The organism is Vreelandella alkaliphila (assembly GCF_016107625.1).
Taxonomy (GTDB): Bacteria; Pseudomonadota; Gammaproteobacteria; order Pseudomonadales; family Halomonadaceae; genus Vreelandella; species Vreelandella alkaliphila.
Genome location: NZ_JABASV010000006.1, coordinates 221549 through 237259, shown reverse-complemented (window position 1 = coordinate 237259; position 15711 = coordinate 221549). Strand labels below are relative to the sequence as shown.

At 53.9% G+C, this 15711-nt stretch carries 13 protein-coding genes; 5 read left to right on the top strand and 8 right to left on the bottom strand.

Annotation, left to right across the window (positions count from 1 at the left end):
* Positions 1 to 109 precede the first annotated feature (109 nt).
* Positions 110 to 2959, bottom strand: coding sequence for an excinuclease ABC subunit UvrA (uvrA, locus tag JFC11_RS11345; protein WP_038480269.1), 2850 nt, complete (start codon positions 2957 to 2959; stop codon positions 110 to 112).
* A 171-nt stretch (positions 2960 to 3130) separates the two neighbouring features.
* On the opposite strand from uvrA, the gene JFC11_RS11340 reads away from it, so the two are divergent.
* The 4 genes from JFC11_RS11340 to JFC11_RS11325 all read left to right on the top strand — a co-directional run bounded on the left by JFC11_RS11340 (position 3131) and on the right by JFC11_RS11325 (position 7019).
* Entirely contained in the window at positions 3131 to 4510 is a 1380-nt protein-coding gene (locus tag JFC11_RS11340) for an MFS transporter (RefSeq protein WP_038486465.1), read from the top strand.
* Between the two features lie 169 nt (positions 4511 to 4679).
* Positions 4680 to 5339 carry a single-stranded DNA-binding protein gene (locus JFC11_RS11335; protein ID WP_038480272.1) on the top strand — a complete coding sequence of 220 codons (660 nt, stop codon included), beginning with the start codon at positions 4680 to 4682 and terminating at the stop codon, positions 5337 to 5339.
* 58 nt (positions 5340 to 5397) lie between these two features.
* Entirely contained in the window at positions 5398 to 6288 is an 891-nt protein-coding gene (locus JFC11_RS11330; protein WP_038480276.1) for a sugar nucleotide-binding protein, read from the top strand.
* Positions 6285 to 7019 carry a lysophospholipid acyltransferase family protein gene (locus JFC11_RS11325; RefSeq protein WP_038480279.1) on the top strand — a complete coding sequence of 245 codons (735 nt, stop codon included), beginning with the start codon at positions 6285 to 6287 and terminating at the stop codon, positions 7017 to 7019. Before JFC11_RS11330 ends, JFC11_RS11325 begins: the two co-directional genes overlap by 4 nt.
* An 86-nt stretch (positions 7020 to 7105) precedes the next feature.
* Here JFC11_RS11325 and fabB read toward each other — a convergent pair whose 3' ends face one another.
* Both fabB and fabA read right to left on the bottom strand, forming a co-directional pair.
* Positions 7106 to 8323 carry a beta-ketoacyl-ACP synthase I gene (gene fabB, locus JFC11_RS11320; protein ID WP_038480282.1) on the bottom strand — a complete coding sequence of 406 codons (1218 nt, stop codon included), beginning with the start codon at positions 8321 to 8323 and terminating at the stop codon, positions 7106 to 7108.
* A gap of 12 nt (positions 8324 to 8335) precedes the next feature.
* On the bottom strand, positions 8336 to 8851 hold the full coding sequence (gene fabA / locus JFC11_RS11315) for a 3-hydroxyacyl-[acyl-carrier-protein] dehydratase FabA (protein WP_038480285.1): 516 nt from the start codon (positions 8849 to 8851) through the stop codon (positions 8336 to 8338).
* Positions 8852 to 9127: 276 nt separating this feature from the next.
* Here fabA and JFC11_RS11310 point away from each other — a divergent pair, with 276 nt between their 5' ends.
* Positions 9128 to 10969 (top strand): putative bifunctional diguanylate cyclase/phosphodiesterase, encoded by a 1842-nt coding sequence (locus JFC11_RS11310; RefSeq protein ID WP_038480288.1) that lies wholly within the window; start codon positions 9128 to 9130, stop codon positions 10967 to 10969.
* Between the two features lie 28 nt (positions 10970 to 10997).
* On the opposite strand, the gene JFC11_RS11305 is transcribed toward JFC11_RS11310, so the two are convergent.
* Genes JFC11_RS11305 through JFC11_RS11285 form a run of 5 tightly spaced genes read right to left on the bottom strand, consistent with a single transcriptional unit; the run spans position 10998 to position 15680 of the window.
* Entirely contained in the window at positions 10998 to 11516 is a 519-nt protein-coding gene (locus tag JFC11_RS11305) for a DUF2878 family protein (RefSeq protein ID WP_038480290.1), read from the bottom strand.
* Positions 11517 to 12785, bottom strand: coding sequence for an SAM-dependent methyltransferase (locus tag JFC11_RS11300; protein WP_198349559.1), 1269 nt, complete (start codon positions 12783 to 12785; stop codon positions 11517 to 11519).
* Positions 12782 to 13546 (bottom strand): DUF1365 domain-containing protein, encoded by a 765-nt coding sequence (locus JFC11_RS11295; RefSeq protein ID WP_038480296.1) that lies wholly within the window; start codon positions 13544 to 13546, stop codon positions 12782 to 12784. Before JFC11_RS11295 ends, JFC11_RS11300 begins: the two co-directional genes overlap by 4 nt.
* Positions 13543 to 14898: an NAD(P)/FAD-dependent oxidoreductase gene (locus JFC11_RS11290; RefSeq protein WP_198349558.1), complete on the bottom strand. Its 1356-nt coding sequence runs from the start codon at positions 14896 to 14898 to the stop codon at positions 13543 to 13545. The genes JFC11_RS11295 and JFC11_RS11290 overlap by 4 nt, the downstream gene beginning before the upstream one ends.
* Positions 14895 to 15680: an SDR family NAD(P)-dependent oxidoreductase gene (locus JFC11_RS11285; RefSeq protein ID WP_038480302.1), complete on the bottom strand. Its 786-nt coding sequence runs from the start codon at positions 15678 to 15680 to the stop codon at positions 14895 to 14897. The genes JFC11_RS11290 and JFC11_RS11285 overlap by 4 nt, the downstream gene beginning before the upstream one ends.
* Positions 15681 to 15711: the final 31 nt, after the last annotated feature.

Genomic DNA, 15711 nt, shown 5'->3' with positions numbered 1-15711 from the left:
AGGGCCGTCCTATGTTGCTTGGTCTTTTCTGCTCTCTTGTCGTCCTTGGGGAGGGGCAGGCATATCGCTGTCATTTTCCAGGGGGGAGTTACCCACCCTGGAAGTGGCGCTAGGCGGTTTTTTTGGCACGATTACCACGTTTTAACAACGGTGCCAGGAAATGCCCTGTATGGGAAACGCTCTGCTTGGCAATCTGTTCTGGTGTTCCTTCGGCAATAATTTGTCCACCACCGGAGCCACCTTCTGGGCCAAGATCAATAATCCAGTCAGCCGTTTTGATCACATCCAGGTTGTGCTCGATCACCACAATGGTATTGCCGTGATCACGTAAGCGGTGGAGTACCGTGAGTAGCTGGCGGATATCCTCAAAATGCAGGCCAGTGGTGGGCTCATCCAATATATAAAGCGTTTTCCCCGTGTCACGCTTGGCTAGCTCGCGGGCCAGTTTGACACGCTGCGCTTCACCGCCAGAAAGGGTTGTGGCACTTTGCCCTAGGCGGATATAGGAGAGGCCTACATCCAACAGGGTTTGCAAACGACGAGCGATAGCAGGCACTGGGCTGAAGAACTCCAGGGCGTCCTCTACCGTCATGGCCAGCACTTCGTGAATCGTTTTGCCTTTATAGTGGATATCCAACGTTTCGCGGTTGTAGCGTTTGCCTTTACACACATCGCAGGGCACATAAATATCTGGCAGGAAGTGCATCTCTACCTTGATCATGCCTTCGCCCTGGCACGCTTCGCAGCGGCCGCCTTTAACGTTAAAGCTGAACCGGCCTGGCTTGTAGCCTCGCGAACGCGCTTCCTGAGTGCCCGCAAACAGCTCACGAATCGGGGTGAAAATACCGGTATAGGTAGCTGGGTTTGAGCGCGGCGTACGACCGATAGGACTCTGGTCAATATCGATCACTTTATCGAGCTGATCAAGCCCCTCTACCTTCTCATAGGGAGCCGGGGTCAAGGTAGTGGCGCGGTTAAGCTCGCGGGCCGCGATCGGCATCAGGGTGCCGTTGATCAGCGTCGACTTGCCCGAGCCGGAAACCCCCGTGACGGCAATAAACAGCCCCAGTGGCAGGCTGAGCGTGACGTTTTGCAGGTTATTGCCCGTAGCGCCGCGCACCACCAACTGCTTTTCCGGATTGCCGGGAATGCGGTAGGGGGGCACAGCGATTTCCCGCGTTCCCGACAAGTACTGGCCGGTCAGCGAATTGGGGTTGTCCATCACGTCTTGAGGCGTGCCCTGAGCGACAATTTCGCCACCATGGACACCTGCACCAGGACCGATGTCGAGTACATGGTCCGCAGCGCGAATGGCGTCTTCGTCGTGCTCAACCACGATCACGGTGTTGCCCAGGTCGCGTAGGCGCTCCAGGGTTTTCAACAGACGGTCGTTATCCCGCTGGTGCAGGCCGATGGAGGGCTCGTCCAGAATGTACATCACGCCCACCAGCCCCGCGCCAATTTGGCTGGCGAGACGGATACGCTGTGCTTCGCCCCCCGAGAGCGTGTCAGCACTGCGCTCCAGGTTCAGGTAGTCGAGCCCTACGTTAACCAAAAACTCTAGCCGGGCATGAATTTCGTTAACGATCTTATCGGCAATCTCGCCTTTGCGGCCCGGTAGGGAAAGCTCGGCAAAGTAGCGCCATGCCTCACCGATAGGTAAGTGCACAATATCGGCAATGTTATGGTCATCGACAAACACATGGCGTGACTCTTTGCGCAGCCGCGAGCCGCCACAAGTGGCGCAGGGCTGCACGGCGATATACTTGGCCAGATCGTCACGCACCATATTGGATTCGGTTTCCCGATAGCGGCGCTGCATATTGGGTAATACGCCTTCAAAGGCGTGCTCGCGCGTTACCTTGCGGCCACGGTCACCCACATATACAAAGGGAATCTGTTCGCTGCCACTGCCATTTAAAATAATCTCACGCTCATGGCTTGCCAGCTCAATCCATGGCGTTTCAAGCTCAAACTGATAATGTTTAGCCAGCGCCTGCAGTTGGGTAAAGTAATAAATGTTGCGCCGATCCCAACCTTTAATCACGCCTTCTGCTAGCGATAGTTCTGGGTGGCTAATCAACTTGTCGGGGTCAAAATATTGCTGAACGCCTAAGCCATCACAGGTGGGGCAAGCTCCCGCCGGGTTGTTGAACGAAAACATTCGCGGCTCAAGCTCAGAAAGCGAATAGCCACACACCGGGCAGGCAAAGCGTGCTGAAAAGGCAAGGTCTTCCTGATCACCATCCATAAAGTGGATCATCGCCGTGCCGTCGGCGAGATTAATTGCGGTTTCAAACGATTCTGCTAGACGTTGGGCAATATCATCGCGCACCTTAAAACGGTCAACCACCACGCTGATATCGTGTTTCTTGCGCTTGTCGAGCGGGGCAATATCGTCAAGTTCTAGCACTTGACCATCAATCTGTACCCGAACGAAGCCTTGAGCCCGTAGTTCTGCCAGCAGTTGCAGGTGCTCCCCTTTACGACCTTTCACCACCGGTGCAAGCAGCATCAATTTGGTGCCTTCGGCCAGGTTCATGACTTGGTCGACCATTTGGGAAATGGTTTGTGCTTCCAGTTCCTCGCCGTGCTCTGGACAACGTGGTGTGCCTGCCCGGGCGAACAGTAGGCGCAGGTAATCGTAAATCTCGGTAATCGTGCCGACGGTAGAGCGGGGGTTGTGGGACGTGGATTTCTGCTCAATAGAGATCGCAGGCGAAAGCCCTTCGATGTGATCCACATCGGGCTTTTCCATCATCGAAAGGAACTGACGCGCATAGGTGGAAAGCGACTCCACATAGCGGCGTTGCCCCTCAGCGTAGAGCGTATCGAACGCCAGCGACGACTTACCTGAGCCGGAAAGACCGGTAATGACGATAAGTTTGTCGCGGGGCAGCTCCACATCGATCTGCTTGAGGTTGTGGGTGCGTGCACCCCTGACCAGAATGCTGTCCATCAACACCTCGAATCGCGTGGCAAAAGTGTAATTATACGTTTGCTGTACCCCTCCCGGCAAAGCTCCATATTGATATGGGGTCAGCGCTTGGCGTTTCCAGCGTGGATACAAAGCGCTAGAATGGACGGTTATCTCGGGCTGTTCAGCCCCTTTATTGACCACAAGGGTATTATGCGCAAGGTTTCCGCACTGCTGCTGGCCACTGAACGCCGTGCAATCAGCGGCTTAGCCGGGCTTTATGCGTCTCGTATGCTGGGGTTGTTTATGGTGCTGCCGGTGTTGGCGCTTTACGCTGACACCTTAAGTGGCGCTACCCCATTGTTAATTGGTGTCGCATTAGGTGTCTATGGACTAACTCAGGCAACGCTACAGATCCCCTTTGGGCTGCTGTCAGACCGTATTGGTCGTAAGCGCGTTATTGCCATGGGCTTACTGATTTTTGCCGTAGGAAGCGTGGTCGCTGCTATGGCAGACTCCATTGGCGGGGTTATTTTGGGTCGCGCGCTGCAAGGCTGTGGTGCCGTTGCTGCAGCGATTATGGCGCTACTGGCCGACCAAACCCGTGAGCAGGTGCGGACGGCGGCGATGGCCACGATTGGGCTCTCCATTGGCGTGTCGTTTGCGATTGCCATGGTTCTTGGCCCCTGGCTGGCGGCTTGGGCGGGCCTAGCGGGCGTTTTTTGGTTTACGGCGCTGTTAACGCTCGTCGGTTTAGTGGTGCTTTGGCGATGGGTGCCGCCCGCACCACGCCGTTTGCGCCACCGCGATGTGGGGATGGATCGCCAGCAGTTTAAAAGTGTTATTACGCGCCCCGATTTATGGCGGCTAGATCTGTCGATTTTTTCGCTGCATCTGGTGTTAATGGCGATTTTTGTTGCTGTTCCTTTCCGTCTATTAAATGCAGGCGTCGCGATTGAGTATCACGGGCTGGCTTATCTAGCGATTATGGCGCTGTCGTTTATTGCTATGGTGCCGCTGGTGATCGTGGCCGAGAAATACCAGCGCATGAAATTAATATGCTTGCTGGCAATCGGCGCCATTGTCATTAGCTTGGGCAGCCTGGGGCTGCCATTCTCCCAAGAGAGCTGGCTGTTCGCATGGCTATTTGTTTTTTTTACAGGATTTAACTTGCTCGAAGCCACGCTGCCATCAATGCTCAGTAAGTTGGCACCCGCGGGTGCTAAAGGCACCGCGATGGGTGTGTACTCTACCAGCCAGTTTTTGGGTGCTTTTTTAGGAGGCACGCTGGGTGGCTTGTTGTCGAATCTATGGGGGCTTGATGCGGTGTTCTTCGGCTGTGCAGGGCTAGCGCTGCTGTGGTGGCTGGCGATGTGGCGTATGCCGTCGCCACCGCCTCTCTCCAGCGAAGTCGTAGCACTACACGATACGCAGCCTGATGCATTAAATCTGTTGATGGAACATCTCGCTGATGTTGTGGGCGTGGAAGATGTAATGGTGGTGCCGGAGGAGCGCTTGATGTACCTGAAAGTGAATCGCAAAGAACTCGATCAAGCAGCGCTGACGAGGTTGTTATCACCACCTAAGACGTAACGACCATCTCTGATCATTTGTACAGCAAGCGTTTACACCTCCATGTTTAAACACATAGCGAAGCTTTTACACACATTTGCTGCATGGCATTCAGGCCTGTCAGCCGTATCAGTGATACCCTTGACGGCACTGGTATTGATATATGACCGATTATTGAAAGGAGCGACCTATGGCGCGCGGTATTAACAAAGTCATCTTGATTGGTAATCTGGGCCAAGACCCTGAAGTACGCTTTACGCCCTCAGGAACGGCGGTAGCAAACCTGAATTTGGCGACGTCTGACACCTGGATGGACCGCCAAAGTGGACAGCGCCAAGAGCGTACCGAGTGGCACCGCATTGTGTTGTTCAATAAAACCGCTGAAATTGCCCAGCAGTACCTGAAAAAGGGCTCCAAGGTATACATTGAAGGTCGCCTACAAACCCGTAAGTGGCAAGACCAAAATGGTCAAGATCGCTACAGCACGGAAATTGTGGCCAACGATATGCAGATGCTAGATAGCCGTGGCGGCGATTTCCAGGGTGGCGGAGCCCCTCAAGGTGGTTACGCACAAAATAACCCTGCGCAAGGTGCGCCGGCTCAGCAGCAACCCGCGCCGCAGCACTCAGCTCCTCAGCATGCGGCCCCTCAGGGTCATCAGGGTGGCGGTATGCCACAGCAGGGTGGTTATCCTCCTCAAGGTGGTGCTCCTCAAGGTAACTATGGCGGCGCGCCCCAGCCTGCTCGTGGACCACAACACAACCAGCCAGCCCCGGCTAATCAAAACAGCAATTATGGGGCCCCCGATCCAGGCAACTTCGATGATTTTGACGACGAAATTCCGTTCTGACCGCCTGAACTGAATAGTTCGCCACATTCCTGGGGTTAGGTGAGAGGGAGGTTCTGTCTTGAAGCTGCTGATACTAGATGCGGGGCACTGCTTAAGTTTGGCATTAGCCCGAGAAGCCAGTCGTCGAACGGATACTGAGCTTGTTATTGAGCAGGGTACTACGATTACCTCCGCTCAACTCCAGGCGATAACACCTGATGCGGTGATTATTCCCCCATTAGCGCACCCGCTCAGTATGGCACCTGCCGATGTAATGGCACACGCTGATGCCGTTGATGTCTGCGTCGATGCATGCCAAGCACAAGGCATTGCGTTGGTGTGGTGTGTTTCAGACCAGCTTTACGAAGACGGTTTTGAAATCCCCATCGATGAACATGTGGTGCCTGCTCCCAGGGATGAGAGCCTGCGCCGCTTAGTGCAAGCGGGCGATCGTATTCGTGCTGAGTATCACCGACATCTCATTGTTCGCTTAGGCCCCTTGTTTGCGCTGGAAGGCAGCCATGCGTGGCTAAACGAAATAATCGACAGCTTGATGATTGGGCAGTCTGCTCGCGCCGCTGAGGATGTCATTTTTTGCCCTACGTCTGCCGATGCTGTCGCCATGGCGTTGATAGGCATGCTGCAGCAGCAAGTCTGTGGGGCCGATGCTTGGGGGGCTTACCACTTAGCGGGCACCGAGCCTGTCAGTGCGTTTACATTTACCTCAATGGTTCGCACCCAACTGGCAACCCATCTGGAAGGTCGCGGCGAAAGTGTCGCCCTTGGCGAAGTACAAGCACTTAATCATCACCATGATGCCAAGCTGCGGCGAGTCCTTAATTGCCGCCGTGTTCTTGATGTGTTTGGTGTTCACCAGAAGCCATGGCGGCTGGAGGTAGGACGAATGCTGGATGCGTGGTGTTTGAGGCGGGAACAACAGCAGGGCGAAGGGACAGGAGAGTTGGCTTGATCAATCTGGTTCGCAGCTTGGTTTTTTATGTGGGATATTTTTCTGCCATGCTGTTGATTGGCGTTCTTTTTTTGCCGATTGCACCGTTTTTGCCGTTGGCTGCCCGTTATCGTTTGCTAAACCTCTATAACCATTTTTTGATGGCGTGGTTCAAAGTTGCGTGTGGCGTGCGATACGACATTCAGGGGCGAGAAAATATTCCGGCGGGCCCCTGTGTGATCCAGGCCAACCACCAATGTGAGTGGGAAACGGTATTTCTGCAGGTGATGAAGCCGCCCGTTTGCACGGTATTAAAGCAGGAGTTATTGCGACTGCCTATTTTTGGTTGGGGATTACGTCTGTTGCGGCCGATTAGTCTGGATCGCTCGAAGCCTGCCCGCGCTATGAAGCAGGTGTTGACGCAGGGTGTCGCGCGACTGGGAACGGGGCTTTCAGTGCTTATTTTTCCAGAGGGAACGCGTGTCGACCCAGGGGTCCGAAAGCGCTACAACAAGAGTGGTAGCGTAGTGGCCTGCCGAGCAGGCGTACCGGTACTGCCAGTGGCGCATAATGCTGGTGAACGCTGGCCTGGTCGCCATTGGGTAAAGCACCCTGGCGTGCTTCGGGTTCGCATTGGTGCGCCTATAGAAACTGCAGGCCGTACACCCGATGAGGTACTGGTGGATGTTGAAGCCTGGATTGAAGGGCAGTTGCAAGAGATTTCAGAGGTGCCTCGGCCAGCTTCTCGTTAAGTTAAGCAACCTTTCGATGAACATAAAAACGGCGCCTTAAGGCGCCGTTTTTATAGCGTATTGCACATGCACTGCATGACTAGGAATTAGCCATTAAAGCGCTGAAAAACCAAGCAAGCGTTAGTGCCGCCAAACCCAAAGCTGTTGGAGAGCACTCGGTCGATGGTAACGCCATCACGTCGCTCTCTAACGATGTCGAACCCATCTGCCTGCTCATCAAGATTCTCGATATTAGCTGAGGCAGCGACGAAGTCATTTTGCATCATTAGCAGCGAATAAATCGCTTCTTGAACGCCGGTTGCGCCTAACGAGTGGCCGGTAAGCGACTTGGTTGAGCTCATAGCAGGTGTGGTATTGCCAAACACTTCACGGATCGCCTTCAGCTCAGCCACATCGCCCACCGGCGTAGACGTGCCGTGGGTGTTAATATAATCAATATCACCCTTAACCGTCGCCATGGCCTGACGCATGCAACGCGTCGCACCTTCCCCGGAAGGGGCAACCATATCGTGGCCGTCGGAGGTGGCGCCGTAGCCCACCAATTCGCCGTATATCTTGGCGCCACGGGCTTTAGCATGCTCCAGCTCTTCAAGCACTAACATGCCACCGCCACCAGCAATGACAAACCCATCGCGTGCTTGATCATAAGGGCGAGAGGCTTTCTCTGGCGTATCGTTGTAATGAGTTGAAAGGGCGCCCATCGCATCAAATAAGCAAGAAAGGGTCCAGTGCTCTTCTTCGCCACCACCGGCAAACACGATATCCTGCTTACCAAGCTGGATTTGTTCCATCGCACTACCAATGCAGTGAGCAGACGTCGCACAGGCGGAGGAGATAGAAAAATTAACGCCTTTTATCTTAAATGGCGTTGCCAAGCATGCTGACACGGTGCTGCCCATCGTGCGGGTAACACGGTATGGCCCCACACGGCGTAGGCCTTTTTCGCGCATGACATCGGCTGCTTCTACCTGATTCGCACTGGATGCCCCGCCAGACCCGGCTATAAGCCCAGTCCGTTCGTTGGACACCTGCTCTTCAGAGAGCCCCGAATCCTCAATGGCTTGTGCCATAGATACATAGGCATACGCTGCCGCGTCGCCCATAAATCGGCGAAGTTTGCGGTCAATGAGAGAATCAAGGTCGATGTCGACGCTACCCGCGACATGGCTACGGAAGCCGCGTTCGGCGTACTCTTCCTTAAAACGAATACCGCTGCGCCCGTTTTTGAGCGCGTCTAAGACCTGTTGCTGGTCGTTGCCTAAGCACGATACGATGCCAAGGCCGGTGACTACCACTCGTCGCATGGGAGCCTCCTGTCAGAAATTCGCAGTGGAGGTGAATAGGCCAACGCGCAAATCATTAGCCTGGTATATATCGCGTCCGTCGACGGACACAGTGCCGTCGGCGATGCCTAGAATAAGTCGGCGGGTAATAATGCGCTTCACATTAATGTGATACGTTACTTTTTTCGCGTCGGGTAGAATCTGGCCGCTGAATTTAACGTCGCCACAGCCCAGTGCACGTCCACGGCCTGGGTGGCCAAGCCAACCCAAGTAGAAACCCACAAGCTGCCACATGGCATCTAGCCCCAAGCAGCCTGGCATGACTGGGTCACCGGGGAAGTGGCAATCAAAAAACCACAGGTCCGGAGTGATGTCCAGTTCGGCAATTAGCTCGCCTTTACCATGCACACCACCTTCTTCGTGAATGTGCATGATGCGATCGAGCATCAGCATGTTGGGTGCCGGAAGCTGTGCGTTTCCTGGGCCAAATAGCTCACCGCGCGAGCAGGCCAGTAGTTCTTCGCGATCAAAGGAATGTTGCTTGGTCACTGAATCGTTCCGAGTATCAAGATGGTAGTTGGGTCTAGTCTACTTCCCGAAACCTCTGAATGCACGTTGTTGGGCACTTATCGTGTTTTCTCTACAGCTTTTTACCTGTCTGCCGATAGAGGTTGTTAGTATTTCGTTATTTCAAATACGCGATTCTGCACAATAAACGCCCTATTGACGTAATATGGTGTATCCATGTTTTTTTGTTAAGCGGCATGATGCCAGATCTGTAACCCATGCCCTATTTGGCTCATTTATAGGACACACTAAACCGCCATGTGGCTGTCTGTTTCTCTTAATCGTCCGCTGGTGTGGTTGGCGCTAATAGCGCTGCCCGCTTGTGTGTGGGTGCCTGACTCGGCGTTACGTATGGTGGCGGCCAGCTTGGTTGCATTTGGCATGTGGGATGCTTGGAACCAAATACGCCAACAACATTTACGGCTACGTCTTTCGCAAGATGCAATAGGGTTGGCGAGTGACGCCATTGTCATCAGCGATGTGCATAACCGCGTCTTGACGGTCAACCCCGCCTTTACTCAAATTACCGGCTTCGAAAGCCAGGAAATGATTGGCCGTAAGCTAGAGACGTTGGCGGCTCAGCGTCACGATAAAGCGTTTTATCAGACGTTTTGGAGCACGTTAAAGGCGACTGGCCGTTGGGAGGGCGAGATGTGGAATCGCCGCAAGCACGGTGATGAGTACCCTGAGTGGCTAAAGGTCCGTGCGGTTACCGACAAGCGTGGCAAAATTACTCACTTTATCAGCCTCTTTACCGATATTTCCTCCCAAAAAGCACGCGAGCGTGATCTGCGCCGAATTGGTTATGAAGACCCGCTAACGGGATTGCCAAACCGGCGGCGCTTACACGATCTGATGTCCTCTCGGCTGCGCCATCTGCGAGCAGGTGAAAGTTTGGATATGGCGTTGATTGATATTGATGGGCTCAAATCGGTGAATGACAGCTTAGGGGTCGAGCAGGGGGATCGTTTGTTAGCGCGCTTTGCCCAACGATTAACGGGTTATATGGCTGGCAGCGCAGTGGGTAGGCTGGGTGGTGATGAATTTATGGTGATTCGCACGACCACCTTTGATGACCATGATCAGTGGGTAGCGACCCTGCGTGAGCACATGAGCCGACCATTCGAAATAAAAGATCAATCGCTACGTCTGGGGTTAACGATTGGTAGCTGTCGTGCCCCTGAAGATGGCAGTGATTCCGGCGTGCTTTTTCAGCGGCTAGAGTCTGCCTTATACAGTGCCAAACGCTTAGGGCGTAATCTTAGCCAGCGGTTTCGCCCCGCGCTGGATAAACAAGATAATCCCCAGCTTGCTCTGGTGAGCGATTTGCGGGCCGCGTTGATATCCGGTGATCAGCTGGAGCTGCATTACCAAACGCAGCATCATCCAGGAACTGGCGATTTAGTGGGTATGGAAGCGCTGCTGCGCTGGCGTCACCCTGAGGATGGCATGATCTCTCCGGGCGATTTTATACCGCTTGCTGAACGTCATGGATTGATGGCCGAACTCGGTAGTTGGGTGATCGAAAAAGCCTGTGCCCAGCAGGCGCACTGGCAATACAGCGGTATGCCGAAAGTGACGGTATGGGTCAATATTTCTGCGCTGCAGCTTTTTCAGGGAGACCTAGAAACTCAGCTGTCTAGTTGTTTAGAACGCTACCAACTAAAAACGTCGCAAATTGGCTTGGAATTGACAGAATCTGTTTTGCTGGACGAGCGTGCCGGGGATATGGGGCCTCGCCTGCAGGCGCTGCGTAACCAAGGCTATGCGATTGCAATCGATGATTTTGGTACTGGCTATTCATCGCTTGGTTATTTGAAGCGATTGCCGGTAGATAAAATTAAGCTAGATCGTGCGTTTATTCGTGAACTGCCTCATGACCAAGCAGATGCCGCTATTGTCACGGCTGTGTTGGCGATGGCAGAGGGGATGGGACTGGAAGTGGTCGCCGAAGGCGTAGAAACTCAAGCGCAATGTCAGTTTCTGATTAACGCCGGTTGTACGTCAGTGCAAGGGTTCTATTTTGCTAGGCCCTTACCTGCTGCGGAGCTTGAGCAACGTTGGGTGCCGCGCATACTGGCTGAATCAATGCCTTCGTAAATGCTAAACGCCATGCTAGAAGCAAGTATTAATGAACGCCAGAAGCAGCGACTTTGTGGTTAGCGTAACGACTGATACACAAACACAGCACTGCCCAAATAATGGCCTGTGCCGGCAGTAACCAGGGGGCTAAGCTAACGCCGGTGAGCGTTGCGCCGCCAACATAGGACAGTGGCCCGCTGACCGCACCGCAAACCGCCGCAATCATTGGGTATTGCCACAGCCAAGCAAGCGAGTGAAATACTAGTGTTGCAAACAGCGGCCACAACATCCAAAGCCACAGTGGCAGTAAACCAGCCACCAAGGTGTGTTCACCGAAGTCGAAACCTCCTGCCAAATGAAGGCCTCCGTCCAACGCTAACCCCAATAGCGCAAACACACCAATGAAACGCCATTCGCCGGGCTTGGCGCAGCGCCAGAAATGCCAGCCTAGCAGCGCACTTCCCATAATGGCAGCTACCCATGATCCCCCCAGAACGCACAGCAGCCAGCCCACTTCGAAGCGTAGTGCGTTGAACAGCAAGCTTTGCCAGCGTGGGCTAGCCATTTATAGTGCGCCCGTTAACGGCTCGGGTTTGGCGGCTGGTTTCGCTAGCAACAAGTGGCACGTACCAATAGAGCGCTCAATAAAGCCCCCCTCGCAGTAGCACAAATAGTAACGCCACATGCGAATAAACCGTTCGTCGTACCCTTGTTGCCTTATCTGCTCTAGGCTGGTTTCAAAGCGATGGCGCCACTCGCGTAGAGTGCGGGCATAGTGCTGGCCAATTTCATCAAGCGCGACTACGTTCAGTGAGGTTTTGCGCATCACACTGGTTAGCATGGCGTGATGAGACGGCAAAAAACCACCGGGGAAAATATAGCGCTTAATAAAGTCCATATCCCGCTTGGCTTCTTCAAACCGTTGGTCTCGGATAGTGATGGCTTGCAGCATAGCCTGGCCATCGTCGGTCAGCAGGCTGTCGACCTTTTCAAGGTAGGTGTTCAAATACTGGTGGCCGACGGCTTCAATCATCTCAACAGAGATCAGTCGATCGTAGCGACCTGTCAGCTCACGATAATCCTGCTTTAGCAGGGTGATTTTATCGTCGAGCCCCTCTTCTTGAATGCGCCGGGCGGTATGGGCGTACTGCTCTTCAGAAATGGTGGTGGTAGTGACATGGCAGCCACGAGTTTTGGCGGCGTGTATTGCAAGACCACCCCAGCCAGTACCAATTTCTAGCAAGTGATGTTCTGGGCGTACATCTAGCTTTTCGAGCATGATATCGAGTTTGTAGGTAGACGCTTCTTCCAGGCTGGCTTCTGGATAAGGGAAAACAGCGCTCGAGTACATCCAGTGGCGTTGATCAAGAAACGTGGCAAAAAGGTCATTGCCAATATCGTAGTGTGCCGAGATATTACGCTTTGAACCGGAAAGGCTATTACGTTGGAAGCGATAGGCAGCGCCAAGCAGCCAGCGGGCGAAACGAGCGCTTCCGTTTTCCATTTTACCGTTTACGTGATCCAAATTGGCCGCGAACAAACGCACCAAGGCCACTAAGTCATCAGCATCCCAGTCGCCATCCATATAGGATTCAGCTGCGCCCACTGTGCCACCAAACGCGAGCCTTTTCCAGGCGCGGGAGTGACGAATCACGACGGTCACTTGAAGCGGCCCTTCTTGACCCAGGTGGTGACACTGGTTGCCTTCAATTAAGGTAATACGGCCACCCTGGAAGGCATCTAATTGAGTCATCAGGCGAGGCTTCAACCAGCGAGTGAAACGATCCTGGTTAACTGGTTGTATGTCAGGGGGCGTAGAACGCAGGGTTGTCATTTTGAAGTTTCCTTGCGCTTAGGGTGGTTATAAACGGGGATGCGCTTCAGCCAGAGGCGAAACGCTTCAAAATGAATTCCCGCCACTGTTTTCAGGCTCATCCAGGGCTGACGTGCAAGCGTTGCTAATAGAACGCCGCGTGTCGCTGGCGCAGCCTCTAACGTGAGCGTGGCGTCGAAATGACGCTGCCCGCTTTGCCAGTTTTCCATGTGCAGATAGAGCTGATCGCCGGGTGCATTGAGCTTCCAACGGTAGGTCATTTCCATGGGGTTAAACGGCGATACATGCATGGCTTTGTCAAAGCTTGCATGATGGCTATGACGAGCAGGGTCGATCCGACAGGCATAGCAGGTACGCTCTTTCCAGGGCATATTAGTGACTTCACCAACGACAGCCGCCAGCCTGCCAAGATGGTCATAGGCGTAGTACATCGAAACAGGATTGAAGACAGTGCCAAAGGTGCGTAATTGGGTCAGTACGTAAATCTTGCCACTGGGGGCACTACCCAACTGACGAACTAGCTCCTCGCGTACCGCTGTACGCAATGGCTTATCAATAGGACCGAGATAATCTTCGCGACGAAAGCGTGCTAGTGCTGGCCTTCGGGCGCTAAAGCAAGGCACATTGTCAAACAGGGTCGGCAACTCATCCAAGTCGAGCCACGCCATCCAAACGCGGTAACTGAAAGCGTGCTCCTTAGGAGTGAAGCGACGATGGCGCAAGGTGCCGCGGTAAATACGCGAGCGAGGCGCAGTAATCATCCGAGACCCTCCCCAACGCTGTTAGTGGGCATAAGGTCATGAGCCGGGAGTGCTGTGGGCGTTGTTGGCGGCGCAGCGGCTTCATCACAACCTAGTGCTTGGGCAACCCGCAGCGCGCTCCATACCCCATCTTCGTGAAAACCATTGCGCCAGTAAGCACCGCAGAAGTGAGTACGCCGAGCAACCGAGGATATCTCGTCATGACGCATTTGCGCTGCCTGTCCTGCCAGTGTGAATTGGGGGTGGGCATAGGTATAACGTCCGAGCACTTTCGCAGGGTCAATGCTGTTTGAGTCGTTAAGCGTGACGCAAAAAGTAGTCTCGGCCCCTTTCAATCGCTGCAAAATATTCATGTTGTAGGTAACAGACACCCGCTCGTCTGCTCCTCTGCCATCTAAGCGGTAGTTCCAGCTAGCCCAGGCGCGCTGCCGCCGGGGCAGCAGCGAGGTATCGGTATGCAGCACTACCTCGTTATCTTGATAAGGCATGGCGGCAAGAATGTCTTGCTCAGCGGGTGTCGGGTCGCCGAGCATCGCTAGTGCCTGATCGGCATGGCAAGCCAGCACGACATGATCAAAGCGTTGTGTGCCTTGTGCCGTGGTGATCATTACGCCGGTGGCGTTTCGCTCAATGCGCGTTACAGGCGTATTCAGATGAATGCGCGCTGCGTATGGCGCTGTCATGCTGGGGATGTAGCGTTTCGAGCCGCCAACTAAGGTGTGCCATTGAGGGCGGTGGTTAACCGACAGCAAGCCGTGATTGCGGAAAAAACGGACGAAGAACGTCAGTGGAAAGGCGCGTAGATCGCCAATGCTCGCAGACCAAATGGCGGCCCCCATGGGCAGCAGATAACGTCGCTGAAAAGCTTCACCGTAGCCATGTTGGTCAAGGTATTGGCCTAGCGTTGTGTTGCTAGGAAGGCGCTTGGCCTCTAAGTCAGCCGTTGCTTGTCTGTTAAAGCGCAAGATGTCGCTTAACAGACGATAAAAAGCGGGGCTAAGCAAGTTGCGCCGCTGGGCAAACAGCGAGCCTAGCGTATGGCCGTTATATTCAAAATCAACATTGGTTTCATGCACCGAAAAACTCATTTCGGTGGCTTGGCTAGGCACTTCGAGCGTTTCTAGTAAGCGTTGGAAATGGGGATAGGTCCAGTCATTGAAAACAATAAAGCCCGTGTCGATAGCGTAGGACTTCCCACCGACCTCCACGTCCATCGTGGCCGTGTGCCCGCCAAGACGCCCGTCTGCTTCAAACAGAGTGACTTCATGCTGGGAGGATAAGTACCAACCCGCTGCCATGCCGCTAATACCGCTGCCGATAATTGCGATACGCTGTGAAGCTATGCCACTCATTGTTGCTCCTCTTGACGTCTTGTCATGCGTAGGCCGATATGACGACGCAGCGCAGGCGGTAAAATTCCTAAACATTTCACCAGATAGGTGAAGCGACGTGGAAAGTGAATATCCAACTTTCCTTTGACAAGACCGGCAATGATGGCATCGGCCGCTTGTTCCGCGGTGACTTGCATGGGCATTGGAAAATCATTGCGATCGGTCAACGGGGTTTTAACAAAGCCTGGGTGAATGACGCTGACATCAATGCCTTCTTGATCGAGGTCGAGACGTAATGACTCCAAAAAGTAACTGATAGCCGCTTTTGAGGCGCCATAGGCTTCGGCTCTGGGCAGCGGTAAATAGGCAGATGCGCTAGAGGTGGCGGCTAGGCGAGCAGGTTTACCCTCTTTGCGAGCAGCTCTTAATAATGGCAGGGCTGCTTCCACGCCATACAGGGTACCAAACAGGTTTGGGGTGAAAACCCGCTCAATCAGCGCCATATCAAAATGCTGCGCGTCTAGATATTCGCAGGTGCCTGCATTGAATAAGGCAATATCCAGTGCGCCCAGCCATGTGCTGATCTGTTCACCCGCTGCAATCACTGCTTGGTGGTCGCTGATATCAACGGGGAGCGAATAAGCATTGGGATGACCGTCACATAAATCATCGAGCGCCTCTTGGTTTCGAGCACTAAGCACAACATGGTGACCTTGGGCGATGAGCTTTGTGGCAAGCGCTTCACCAATGCCTGACGTAGCACCTGTGAGCCAAATGCGTTGGGGCGTTTTCCATGTGCTCATCATGCTCTCCTGTAATGGCCTGTTAGCATGC

What these genes read in the sequence shown, in the direction of transcription:
- uvrA (WP_038480269.1), bottom strand. Translation starts at nt 2,959, where the DNA reads ATGGACAGCATTCTGGTCAGGGGTGCACGCACCCACAACCTCAAGCAG.
- JFC11_RS11340 (WP_038486465.1), top strand. Translation starts at nt 3,131, where the DNA reads ATGCGCAAGGTTTCCGCACTGCTGCTGGCCACTGAACGCCGTGCAATC.
- JFC11_RS11335 (WP_038480272.1), top strand. Translation starts at nt 4,680, where the DNA reads ATGGCGCGCGGTATTAACAAAGTCATCTTGATTGGTAATCTGGGCCAA.
- fabB (WP_038480282.1), bottom strand. Translation starts at nt 8,323, where the DNA reads ATGCGACGAGTGGTAGTCACCGGCCTTGGCATCGTATCGTGCTTAGGC.
- JFC11_RS11310 (WP_038480288.1), top strand. Translation starts at nt 9,128, where the DNA reads ATGTGGCTGTCTGTTTCTCTTAATCGTCCGCTGGTGTGGTTGGCGCTA.
- JFC11_RS11305 (WP_038480290.1), bottom strand. Translation starts at nt 11,516, where the DNA reads ATGGCTAGCCCACGCTGGCAAAGCTTGCTGTTCAACGCACTACGCTTC.
- JFC11_RS11300 (WP_198349559.1), bottom strand. Translation starts at nt 12,785, where the DNA reads ATGACAACCCTGCGTTCTACGCCCCCTGACATACAACCAGTTAACCAG.
- JFC11_RS11295 (WP_038480296.1), bottom strand. Translation starts at nt 13,546, where the DNA reads ATGATTACTGCGCCTCGCTCGCGTATTTACCGCGGCACCTTGCGCCAT.
- JFC11_RS11290 (WP_198349558.1), bottom strand. Translation starts at nt 14,898, where the DNA reads ATGAGTGGCATAGCTTCACAGCGTATCGCAATTATCGGCAGCGGTATT.
- JFC11_RS11285 (WP_038480302.1), bottom strand. Translation starts at nt 15,680, where the DNA reads ATGAGCACATGGAAAACGCCCCAACGCATTTGGCTCACAGGTGCTACG.